At 52.0% G+C, this 11,343-nt stretch carries 12 protein-coding genes, 1 other RNA gene and 1 pseudogene; 5 read left to right on the forward strand and 9 right to left on the reverse strand.

All coding sequences use genetic code 11. The features are described from left to right. Positions 1-30: 30 nt before the first annotated feature. Positions 31-420: a glycine cleavage system protein GcvH gene (gene gcvH, locus PS053_RS09815; protein WP_002461349.1), complete on the reverse strand. Its 390-nt coding sequence runs from the start codon at positions 418-420 to the stop codon at positions 31-33. 23 nt (positions 421-443) lie between these two features. Next, complete coding sequence (gene gcvT / locus PS053_RS09820; RefSeq protein WP_059271230.1) at positions 444-1,538, reverse strand: glycine cleavage system aminomethyltransferase GcvT; 1,095 nt, start codon at positions 1,536-1,538, stop codon at positions 444-446. Between the two features lie 320 nt (positions 1,539-1,858). On the opposite strand from gcvT, the pseudogene PS053_RS23150 reads away from it, so the two are divergent. Beyond that, positions 1,859-1,912 (forward strand): annotated as a pseudogene (locus PS053_RS23150) (hypothetical protein); the annotation flags it as partial. A 73-nt stretch (positions 1,913-1,985) separates the two neighbouring features. Here PS053_RS23150 and ubiI read toward each other — a convergent pair. Genes ubiI through ygfB form a run of 4 tightly spaced genes read right to left on the reverse strand, consistent with a single transcriptional unit; the run spans position 1,986 to position 6,315 of the window. Beyond that, entirely contained in the window at positions 1,986-3,188 is a 1,203-nt protein-coding gene (ubiI, locus tag PS053_RS09825) for an FAD-dependent 2-octaprenylphenol hydroxylase (protein WP_256878855.1), read from the reverse strand. A 22-nt stretch (positions 3,189-3,210) separates the two neighbouring features. Continuing rightward, positions 3,211-4,389, reverse strand: a complete 1,179-nt coding sequence (ubiH, locus tag PS053_RS09830) for a 2-octaprenyl-6-methoxyphenyl hydroxylase (protein WP_103053874.1) — start codon at positions 4,387-4,389, stop codon at positions 3,211-3,213. Then, on the reverse strand, positions 4,386-5,711 hold the full coding sequence (pepP, locus tag PS053_RS09835) for a Xaa-Pro aminopeptidase (RefSeq protein WP_054410373.1): 1,326 nt from the start codon (positions 5,709-5,711) through the stop codon (positions 4,386-4,388). The genes ubiH and pepP overlap by 4 nt, the downstream gene beginning before the upstream one ends. Before the next feature lie 25 nt (positions 5,712-5,736). Continuing rightward, entirely contained in the window at positions 5,737-6,315 is a 579-nt protein-coding gene (gene ygfB / locus PS053_RS09840) for a UPF0149 family protein YgfB (protein WP_002461343.1), read from the reverse strand. Between the two features lie 167 nt (positions 6,316-6,482). Here ygfB and zapA point away from each other — a divergent pair, with 167 nt between their 5' ends. From zapA to PS053_RS09855, 3 genes are all read left to right on the forward strand, one after another. After that, positions 6,483-6,812, forward strand: a complete 330-nt coding sequence (gene zapA, locus PS053_RS09845; RefSeq protein WP_001276008.1) for a cell division protein ZapA — start codon at positions 6,483-6,485, stop codon at positions 6,810-6,812. 41 nt (positions 6,813-6,853) lie between these two features. Continuing rightward, positions 6,854-7,037, forward strand: a non-coding RNA gene (gene ssrS / locus PS053_RS09850) — 6S RNA. A 20-nt stretch (positions 7,038-7,057) separates the two neighbouring features. Beyond that, entirely contained in the window at positions 7,058-7,660 is a 603-nt protein-coding gene (locus tag PS053_RS09855; protein ID WP_000192779.1) for a 5-formyltetrahydrofolate cyclo-ligase, read from the forward strand. Positions 7,661-7,761: 101 nt separating this feature from the next. Here the strand turns inward: PS053_RS09855 and PS053_RS23155 are convergent, their stop codons facing one another. From PS053_RS23155 to rpiA, 3 genes are all read right to left on the reverse strand, one after another. Further along, positions 7,762-7,821, reverse strand: a complete 60-nt coding sequence (locus PS053_RS23155; RefSeq protein WP_107192362.1) for a type I toxin-antitoxin system Ibs family toxin — start codon at positions 7,819-7,821, stop codon at positions 7,762-7,764. Between the two features lie 229 nt (positions 7,822-8,050). Next, positions 8,051-9,283: a phosphoglycerate dehydrogenase gene (gene serA, locus PS053_RS09860; protein ID WP_001151605.1), complete on the reverse strand. Its 1,233-nt coding sequence runs from the start codon at positions 9,281-9,283 to the stop codon at positions 8,051-8,053. 256 nt (positions 9,284-9,539) lie between these two features. Beyond that, positions 9,540-10,199 carry a ribose-5-phosphate isomerase RpiA gene (gene rpiA / locus PS053_RS09865; RefSeq protein WP_002461336.1) on the reverse strand — a complete coding sequence of 220 codons (660 nt, stop codon included), beginning with the start codon at positions 10,197-10,199 and terminating at the stop codon, positions 9,540-9,542. Between the two features lie 157 nt (positions 10,200-10,356). Here rpiA and argP point away from each other — a divergent pair, with 157 nt between their 5' ends. Beyond that, the gene (gene argP, locus PS053_RS09870) at positions 10,357-11,250 is read left to right on the forward strand and encodes a DNA-binding transcriptional regulator ArgP (protein ID WP_000828341.1); all 894 of its coding nucleotides are present in this window, start codon (positions 10,357-10,359) and stop codon (positions 11,248-11,250) included. Positions 11,251-11,343 lie beyond the last annotated feature (93 nt).

The raw sequence follows: 11,343 nt of genomic DNA on the forward strand, positions 1-11,343 counted from the left end.
GCCCTCTCCCGCAGAAGAGGGATAAAGCCGTTACTCGTCTTCTAACAATGCTTCGTATGCGGTCGCATCCAGCAGTGAATCCAGTTCGCTTTCATCGCTGGCTTTGATTTTAAAGATCCAGCCACCAGCGTACGGCTCGCTGTTTACCAGTTCCGGGGAGTCGCTCAGTGCGTCGTTCACCGCCACGATTTCACCGCTTACTGGCGCATAAATGTCTGACGCCGCTTTTACCGATTCGGCAACCGCGCAGTCATCGCCCGCGCTTACCGTTGCGCCGACTTCCGGCAGGTCAACAAACACCATATCGCCTAACAGCTCCTGAGCGTGCTCAGTGATGCCAACAGTGTAAGTGCCGTCGGCTTCTTTACGCAGCCATTCGTGTTCTTTGCTGTATTTCAGTTCTGCTGGTACGTTGCTCATCAATCAATCTCCAAAAAAGTAAATCACGCGACGGCTTTGCCGTTACGCACAAAAACAGGTTTAGTCACTTTAACCGGCATCTCACGGTTGCGAATTTGCACAATCGCCGTTTCGCCAATGCCTTCCGGCACGCGCGCCAGCGCAATGCTGTAACCCAGCGTCGGGGAGAACGTCCCGCTGGTGATAATGCCTTCATGCTGATTGCCCTGCGCATCGGTAAAACGTACCGGCAGTTCATTACGCAGCACGCCTTTTTCGGTCATCACCAGGCCAACTAATTTTTCTGTGCCATGTTCACGCTGCGCTTCCAGGGCTTCGCGACCGATAAAGTCACGATCTGCCGGTTCCCAGGCGATGGTCCAGCCCATGTTGGCGGCTAAAGGAGAAATGGTTTCGTCCATCTCCTGACCATAAAGATTCATACCCGCCTCCAGACGCAGCGTGTCACGCGCGCCCAGGCCACATGGCTTAACGCCCGCTTCTACCAGCGCGCGCCAGAAATCCGCCGCTTTTTCATTGGGCAGCGCAATTTCGTAGCCCACTTCACCGGTATAACCGGTGGTGGCAATAAACAGATCGCCCGCCTGCACGCCAAAGAAGGGTTTCATCCCTTCCACCGCCTGACGCTGAGCATCATTAAACAGTGTGGCAGCTTTTGCCTGCGCATTCGGCCCTTGTACGGCAATCATGGAGAGGTCATCACGAACGGTAATTTCGATGCCAAAAGGTTCAGCGTGTTGGGTAATCCAGGAGAGGTCTTTTTCGCGGGTGGCGGAGTTGACAACGAGGCGGAAGAAATCTTCAGTGAAGTAGTAGACGATGAGGTCATCTATCACCCCGCCAGAGGCATTTAACATCCCCGAGTAAAGGGCTTTTCCGCTTTTGGTGAGCTTCGCCACATCGTTCGCCAGCAGATAACGCAGAAACTCCCGGGTGCGACTGCCGCGAAGATCGACGATGGTCATATGTGACACATCAAACATTCCCGCATCGGTGCGTACCGCGTGGTGTTCGTCGATTTGCGAACCATAATGCAGCGGCATCATCCAGCCGTGGAAATCCACCATGCGAGCGCCGCAAAGCGTGTGTTGTTCGTACAAAGGTGTCTGTTGTGCCATCTTGTCCTCATTGAATAAGCGGGGCTGACAACTTTTTCACGGTGAAATCATCACCACGAAACCCAGCATCGGAGCCACTCCCGGTCCCCAACGCAATCGTTCTCTTTTCCCTGAACTTACCACCGAAACAGACGGTTAACCATAAGGTAAAATTGATCATCACATTAGCTTATGGTTAAAAAATGCCAAAATCTCAACAGAATAAAAAACTAAAAAATATTCATATTCTTATGCAAACACACCATATTCAGACAACGAATTCATATAAGCCAATATTAAGAACTAAAAAGATGTCAGAAATCACCAAACCCAAAAAATGAGACATTAGAAAATATAATGCGAAATTGCAGGTGAAATTAGTTTATTTCAAATGAGGAAAATCTCCCGGCGAAAAAACCGGGAGATAAAAGTGTGATGGGTATCAAATAAACAGCAGAGGGGAAATTTTTAACGCAGCCATTCAGGCAAATCATTTAATCCCATTGCCTGACGGATAAGTTGCGGTTTAACGCCAGGAAGCGTATCGGCCAGTTTCAGCCCAATATCGCGCAGTAGTTTTTTCGCCGGATTAGCCCCGGAAAACAGATCGCGGAATCCCTGCATACCTGCCAACATCAACGCCGCGCTGTGTTTGCGGCTACGCTCATAGCGACGCAGGTAAATGTACTGCCCGATGTCTTTACCCTGACGATGCAACCGTTTCAGTTCAGCAATCAGCTCCGCGGCATCCATAAAGCCGAGATTCACGCCCTGGCCTGCCAACGGATGAATGGTATGCGCGGCGTCGCCCACCAGCGCCAGACGGTGCGCGGCAAACTGGCGCGCATAGCGCCCCGTCAACGGGAACACCGGGCGTTCACTCTCAACCTTGCATAAGCCCAGGCGATTATCAAAAGCGATATTTAACGCGCGATTAAATTCCTCTTCGCTTGCCTGCTGCATCCGTTTCGCTTCCTGTGGTGCTAATGACCAAACAATTGAGCAAAGATGCGTATCGCTAAGCGGCAAAAAGGCCAGAATGCCTTCGCCGTGGAAAATCTGGCGCGCCACTGCTTCATGCGGCTCTTCCGTGCGAATAGTCGCCACCAGCGCGTGATGCTGATAATCCCAGAAAGTCAGCGGAATATCGGCTTTGTTGCGCAACCAGGAATTAGCGCCGTCTGCGCCAATCACCAGACGCGCCGTTAACATACTGCCGTCTTTCAACGTCAGGAAGGTTTCGTTCTCTCCCCAGGCAACCTGCTGTAATTCTGCGGGGGCTAACAGGCTGATATCTGACGACTGCTGCGCTTTGTTCCACAGCGCGTAGTGAATGACTGAATTTTCAACGATATGCCCAAGATGGCTATAGCCCATGCTTTGATCATCAAACGAGATGTGACCAAAACTGTCTTTATCCCACACTTCCATGCCGTGATAGCAGCTAGCTCTGCGGGAGAGGATCTCCTGCCAGACGCCAAGACGGGTGAGTAATTTTTCGCTGGCGGCATTGATAGCCGAAACGCGCAGTTGTGGTGGTGCATCCGCCGCCAGAGGTTCCGGTACGCGCTGCTCCAGTACGGCGACGCGTAATCCGCTCCCCTGTAAGCCGCAGGCAACCGCCAGCCCCACCATGCCGCCGCCAACAATGGCTACATCAACACTTTGCATTGTTTATTCCTTAAAGCCGCCTTCAACGCGCTACCCAACCGAGGGTGCGCTGCGCCAGCACATCGCGTGCCGGAGTGAATAATTCCATCGCCATCAGCCCGAGGTTACGCCCGGCAATCAGCGGCGCCCAACGGTTGGCAAAGAGATGCACCAGACTGTCCGTGACGCTAATGGTTGCTTCGCGATCGCTCTGCCGACGCTGCTGATAACGGCACAATACGCCGTAATCACCAATATCTTCTGCACGCTCCTGCGCCTGAGTCAGAGTTTCCGCAAGACTCATCACATCACGCATACCAAGGTTGAATCCTTGCCCGGCGATCGGGTGCAGGGTTTGCGCCGCATTACCTACCAGCACGGTACGATGGGTAATAGGTTTGGCAGCGCGAGTTAACGCCAGCGGATAAGCACTGCGTTTTCCTGCATGGGTAATTTGCCCCAGTCGCCAGCCAAAGGCAGACTGGAGTTCACGGCAAAACTTCTCGTCGCTCCACGCCAGCACCTCTTCGCGCCGTTCCAGTGGATGACACCAGACCAACGAACAGCGTTCGTCAGACATCGGCAACATCGCCAGCGGGCCATGTTGTGTGAAGCGTTCAAAAGCGCGCCCTTCGTGCGCAACGGAAGTCGCAACGTTGGCAATCACTGCCAGTTGTTCGTAAGGCTCCTGCTGCCAGTCAACGCCGCACGCGGTGGCTAACGCTGAATGGGTGCCGTCAGCCGCCGCCAGCACACTGCCCGTCAGCGCCTCGCCACTCTCCAGCGTCACTTCAACGTGGCTCTGAGTACGGGCAACGTTAGCCACGCGATCAGGGCAATGCAGCGTTACGCCAGGTGCTTTGCGCAGCAATGCAAACAACCGTTGCCCGACATTGTGCAATTCGACAACCTGCCCCAACGCCGCCAGTTGGTAATCTTCTGCAGCGAGGGTGACGAATCCGGCATGACCGCGATCGCTGACATGCACGGTAGTGATGGCGGTTGCGCAATCAGCCAGAGATTGCCAGACGCCGATGCGCGCCAGTTGCTGACAGGTACCCGCCGCCAGCGCAATAGCTCGTCCATCAAAGCCCGGATGAGCATGTGACTCTGGCGCGGTCGCTTCAATCAGATGTACCGGCAGCGTCCCGTGACTTAGCCGGGAAATAGCCAGCGCCAGCGTCGCGCCCGCCATGCCGCCACCGACGATGATTACGCTCATTGTTTTCTCGCAGCTGCCATCAACGCTTCGATTTCTTCCGGCTTTTTCACCACGCTGGCGGTGAGGTTTTCGTTGCCGGTTTCGGTGATCACAATGTCGTCTTCAATACGAATGCCGATGCCGCGATATTGTTCTGGCACATCCGCATCCGGCGCGATATACAGACCCGGCTCTACGGTCAGTACCATGCCCGGTTCCAGAATGCGCGAGCGATCCTGACCATAAACGCCAACGTCGTGAACATCCAGCCCTAACCAGTGGCTAAGGCCATGCATAAAGAAGGGACGGTGCGCATTTTGGGCGATCAGTTCATCGACATCGCCTTTCAGGATACCCAGTTTTACCAGGCCGCTAATCATAATGCGCACCACTTCACCGGTGACTTCCTGAATGGACGTTCCCGGACGATACAGGCGCAAACTGGTTTCGAGAGACTCCAGCACAATGTCGTAGATTTCGCGCTGAGCCGGCGTGAATTTGCCGTTGACCGGGAAGGTGCGGGTAATATCGCCAGCATAACCTTTGTATTCGCAACCCGCGTCAATCAACACCAGATCGCCGTCGCGCAGTTCACACTCGTTTTCGGTGTAGTGCAAAATGCAGCCGTTCTCACCGCTGCCGACAATGGTGTTGTAGGAAGGATAACGCGCGCCGTGGCGGTTAAATTCGTGGTGAATTTCGCCCTCCAGATGGTACTCAAACATCCCCGGACGGCATTTTTCCATCGCCCGTGTATGCGCCAGTGCAGTAATTTCGCCCGCTCGACGAAGAACGGCAATCTCTTCTGGCGATTTGAACAGACGCATTTCATGGACCATGGGACGCCAGTCGATCATCGTTGCCGGGGCAGTGAGATTTTGCCGCGAGCCTTTACGCAGTTTTTCCAGCGCGCTGTTCACGATTTCATCAGCATACGCGTATTCGCCCTGGGCGTGGTAAACCACATCCAGACCATTAAGCAATTGATAAAGTTGCTGATTGATTTCGCTGAACGCCAGTGCGCGGTCAACGCCCAGTTTCTCTGGCGCGGCATCCTGACCTAAGCGGCGACCAAACCAGATCTCTGCCGTCAGATCGCGAACGCGGTTAAACAGAACGCTGTGGTTATGAGTGTCATCGCTTTTAATCAGCACCAGCACCGCTTCCGGTTCGTTAAAGCCAGTGAAGTACCAGAAGTCGCTGTTCTGACGATAGGGGTATTCGCTGTCGGCGCTACGAGTCACTTCCGGGGCGGCAAAAATCAGCGCCGCGCTGCCAGGTTGCATTTGCTCCACCAGGGCCTGACGGCGGCGCTGAAATTCTTGCTGGGATATCACACTCATAACACTCTCCTTACGTTTTTTGTTTTTAGTGTAGAGTCGGTTTTTGTACTTCTGGCGCGGTCGGTTGCGGATGGGTAAAGGTATCGTGGCATAACAGCGCAGCGACACGGACATACTCGATGATCTCTTCAAGCGACATTTCCAGCTCTTCCTGATCTTCGTCTTCGTCGTAGCCCAACTGCGCAATATTACGCAGATCGTCGATGGCTTCACCGGTTTCGCCGGTCACTTTGTCCAGCTTCGGTTGCGTAACGCCAAGACCAAGCAGGAAGTGATTGACCCAACCTGCCAGCGCATCCGCACGATCGAAAACGCTGACATCATCACCATCAGGCAGATAAAGCTGAAAAAGAAAACCGTCATCCTGCAGGGCATCGCTGGTAGCAGAGTGCATTTTGCGCAGTGCCTGTGCCAGCTCATGACCGAAAGCCATGCCTTCGTTCGTCAGGTCGTGAAGCAGCGGCAGCCATGAGCTGTCATCGTTACCGCCGCATACCATCCCGCTGATCAAACCATGCATTTCAGCAGGGGTCAGACCCGTCCCTTGTTGGTTCAGATACTGGTTCATTTCGTTGTAACCAGGCATTTCATTCTGTATAGACATAAGCATTCGTCATCAAAGGGAGGAATATTCATGGTATGCTACCACTTTGGGCCCTGGTGGACCAGAAAAGGGCTTGTCTCTTCTCATCAGGGTAGCTATAGTGTCGCCCCTTCGCAGACCATGGGTCTAAAGACGAAGGCAGCGCAGTCAATCAGCAGGAAGGTGGCATGTCTGCACAACCCGTCGATATCCAAATTTTTGGCCGTTCACTGCGAGTGAACTGCCCGCCTGACCAAAGGGATGCGTTGAATCAGGCCGCGGACGATCTGAACCAGCGGTTGCAAGATCTGAAAGAACGCACTAGAGTCACAAATACAGAACAGTTGGTCTTCATTGCCGCGTTGAATATCAGCTACGAGTTAGCGCAAGAAAAAGCGAAAACTCGGGACTACGCGGCGAGTATGGAACAGCGTATTCGGATGCTGCAACAGACCATAGAACAAGCGTTACTTGAACAAGGTCGCATCACCGAAAAAACGAACCAAAACTTTGAATGACACTTTTCGGTTTACTATGGTAGAGTAACCGTGAAGACAAAATTTCTCTGAGATGTTCGCAAGCGGGCCAGTCCCCTGAGCCGATATTTCATACCACAAGAATGTGGCGCTCCGCGGTTGGTGAGCATGCTCGGTCCGTCCGAGAAGCCTTAAAACTGCGACGACACATTCACCTTGAACCAAGGGTTCAAGGGTTACAGCCTGCGGCGGCATCTCGGAGATTCCCTTCTTATCTGGCACCAGCCATGACACAATTATCAGAACTCCCACTGACATTATCCCGACAAGACATCCGCAAAATGATTCGGCTGCGTCGTCGTGCGTTAACGTCAGAACAACAACAAGAAATGGGTCAACAAGCCGCTACCCGGATGATGAATTATCCCCCGGTGGTGATGGCGCATACAGTTGCCGTATTCCTCTCGTTTGATGGCGAACTCGACACTCAACCGCTCATAGAACAACTCTGGCGCGCCGGAAAGCGCGTATATCTTCCAGTTTTGCATCCTTTTAGTGCCGGTAATTTGCTATTCCTGAATTACCATCCGCAAAGTGAACTGGTGATGAACAGGTTGAAGATCCACGAGCCAAAACTGGACGTGCGCGATGTGCTTCCCCTTTCCCGGCTAGATGTATTGATCACACCGCTGGTAGCTTTTGATGAATACGGTCAACGCCTGGGAATGGGCGGTGGTTTTTATGATCGAACCTTACAAAACTGGCAGCACTACAAAATGCAACCGATAGGTTATGCGCATGATTGCCAGTTAGTAGAAAAACTGCCGGTGGAGAAGTGGGATATTCCACTGCCTGCGGTGGTTACACCGTCGAAAGTCTGGGAGTGGTAAGGGCGACACACTCCCGCATCGCCCTGATTGACATCGTTGATTCTTTGACCTAGCTTAGTGAGTAAGGGTAAGGGAGGATTGCTCCTCCCTCTGACTTCTGTTTAGAAAGCTGGTGCGCTTATCATCAACAGAATGACCAGTATGATGACGCTCTTCATCATAACCCTTCTCCTTCAAGCCCTCGCTTCGGTGAGGGCTTTACCGTTACAGCCCTGTGCTGCCTCGCCATCGTAAATCCTCCATATACAAAGACAACGCATTGATCTAGCTTTGGTTTATTTCTTCGAGCAGACTCGCAAAGATATATGTACGGCACTGCAAATGTGGGGAAAACGGATAAAAAAACGGGCAAGTCAGCGACCTGCCCGTTATTTGTCAGAGATGGAGAAATCAGTACAGCAGACGAGCGCGGATAGTCCCCGGAATAACTTTCATCGCTTGCAGTGCTTTCTCGGCGACGTCCTCATCAGCTTCAATATCAATAACTACGTAGCCCATCTGAGCAGAAGTTTGCAGATACTGCGCGGCAATGTTAACGCCCTGCTCGGCAAATATTTTGTTCAGCGCAGTCAGCACGCCCGGACGGTTTTCATGGATGTGCATTAGTCGGCGACCGCCATGTAACGGCAGCGAGACTTCCGGGAAGTTCACTGCAGAGAGCGTAGAGCCATTATCAGAGTATTTGATAAGCTTACCAGCCACTTCCAGACCAATATTCTCCTGCGCTTCCTGAGTCGAACCACCAATGTGCGGCGTCAGCAGAACATTGTCGAATTCGCATAGCGGAGAGGTAAACGGATCGCTGTTGGTCGCCGGTTCCGTGGGAAATACGTCGATTGCCGCACCGGCCAGATGTTTGCTCGCCAGCGCATCGCACAGAGCGGGAATATCAACCACCGTGCCACGAGAGGCGTTAATCAGTAGCGAGCCGGGCTTCATCAGCGAGATCTCTTTCGCTCCCATCATGTTTTTGGTGGACGGATTCTCTGGCACATGCAGACTCACCACGTCGCTCATATTCAGCAGGTCAGAAAGATGTTGTACCTGAGTGGCATTGCCCAGCGGCAGTTTGTTTTCAATATCATAGAAGTAAACATACATTCCCAGCGATTCCGCCAGAATGCCCAGTTGTGTACCAATATGACCATAGCCGATGATACCCAACTTTTTACCGCGCGCTTCAAAAGATCCCGCCGCCAGTTTATTCCACACGCCACGGTGTGCTTTGGCGTTAGCTTCCGGCACGCCGCGCAACAGTAACAGAAGTTCGCCAATCACCAGCTCCGCGACAGAGCGCGTATTCGAGAACGGCGCGTTAAATACCGGGATCCCGCGTTTTGCCGCCGCATCCAGATCAACCTGATTTGTGCCGATACAAAAGCAACCAATTGCGACCAGTTTTTCTGCGGCGTTGATCACGTCCTCAGTCAGATGGGTACGGGATCGCAGGCCGATGAAGTGGGCATCGCGGATGGATTCTTTTAATTGTTCATCATCCAGCGCGCCTTTGTGAAATTCGATGTTGGTATAACCTGCCGCGCGAAGACTTTCCAGCGCCTTTTGGTGCACGCCTTCTACCAGCAGAAACTTAATCTTGTCTTTCTCCAGCGATACCTTTGCCATTTACCCAATCCTGTCTTTGAAATGTTGTGTGTGGATTTGCATCCGCCTTTCAACATATCAAAAAATAATATTGCGGCAATATGAACGTTTGCGTCGCGATGTTGAGGAAATATCACGTGAGGTTAATTAACAGAAGAAAATACTGGGGATAAGACTTTCTTTAGATGGTTAGGCAATTTCGCAGGAAAAACGTGACACATGTCACCAAATTTAACAGTACAAAAATTTTAGCGGGGGAACTCGTTCCCCCGTCAGCTCATTTCACAATGGTTTTGACACCGTCAGCCGTGCCAATCAGTGCAACATCCGCACCACGGTTAGCAAACAGACCAACAGTAACAACACCAGGAATAGCGTTAATCGCGTTTTCCATTGCTATAGGGTCAAGAATTTCCATACCGTGAACGTCGAGAATCACGTTACCGTTATCGGTTACCACGCCTTGACGGTATTCCGGTCGGCCACCCAATTTCACCAGCTGGCGCGCTACTGCGCTACGCGCCATCGGAATAACTTCTACCGGCAGCGGGAATTTACCCAGAATATCAACCTGCTTAGAGGCGTCCGCAATACAGATAAATTTCTTCGCCACTGAAGCAACTATTTTTTCACGCGTTAGCGCCGCACCACCGCCTTTGATCATCTGCATATGGCCGTTGATTTCATCAGCGCCATCAACATAGATGCCGAGGCTGTCCACTTCATTGAGATCAAAAACGTGAATGCCGAGGCTTTTCAGTTTTTCAGTGGATGCTTCAGAACTGGAAACCGCACCTTCAATCTGATCTTTCATCGTGCCGAGCGCATCAATAAAATGTGCGGCGGTTGACCCCGTGCCTACGCCAACAATGGTCCCGGGCTGAACATATTGAAGTGCTGCCCATCCTACTGCTTTTTTCAATTCATCCTGCGTCATGATCGTTTCGCCTGTGATATGAAATTCAAGGCGCATTATAGATCATTAATGAGAAAAATATCCCCGCGAAGGCACGTAGATAGTGGATTTGCTCTGTATCCAATGCAAAATTATGTCATAGTTCGGCATAAGAAAATTTCAGGAGCAGGCCAAAGCAATGAAACGCCCGGACTACAGATCATTACAGGCACTGGATGCAGTGATACGTGAACGAGGATTTGAGCGCGCAGCACAGAAATTGTGCATTACGCAATCAGCAGTCTCACAACGTATTAAGCAACTGGAAAATATGTTCGGGCAGCCGTTATTGGTGCGTACGGTCCCGCCACGTCCAACAGAACAAGGGCAAAAATTGCTGGCGCTGCTTCGCCAGGTTGAATTGCTGGAAGAAGAGTGGCTGGGCGATGAACAAACCGGTTCAACTCCGCTATTACTCTCACTGGCGGTTAACGCCGACAGTCTGGCAACCTGGTTGCTTCCGGCGCTGGCCCCTGTGCTGGCAGACTCGCCTATCCGCCTGAACTTACAGGTGGAAGACGAAACCCGTACCCAGGAACGTCTGCGTCGCGGCGAAGTCGTTGGCGCAGTGAGTATTCAACACCAGGCGCTGCCCAGTTGTCTTGTAGATAAACTGGGCGCGCTCGACTATCTCTTTGTCAGTTCCAAACCGTTTGCCGAAAAATATTTCCCCAACGGTGTAACGCGTTCTGCATTGCTGAAAGCGCCAGTCGTCGCCTTTGACCATCTTGACGATATGCACCAGGCATTCTTGCAACAAAACTTCGATTTGCCGCCAGGTAGCGTGCCATGCCATATCGTTAACTCATCAGAAGCGTTCGTGCAGCTCGCTCGTCAGGGAACAACCTGCTGTATGATTCCGCACCTGCAAATTGAGAAAGAGCTGGACAGCGGCGAGTTGATCAACCTGACACCCGGACTATTTCAACGGCGGATGCTCTACTGGCACCGTTTTGCCCCTGAAAGCCGCATGATGCGTAAAGTAACCGATGCGTTACTTGACTATGGTCACAAGGTTCTTCGTCAAGAGTAATCAATCACTTAATGCCTGGTAGCACATATCAGGCATTCCACCAATATCTTTTTATATTCTTTGAATTCCATCACAAAACAGACAAATCTCACA

The sequence above is a fragment of the Escherichia albertii genome, assembly GCF_028622335.1.
In the GTDB taxonomy this organism is placed as follows: Bacteria; Pseudomonadota; Gammaproteobacteria; order Enterobacterales; family Enterobacteriaceae; genus Escherichia; species Escherichia albertii.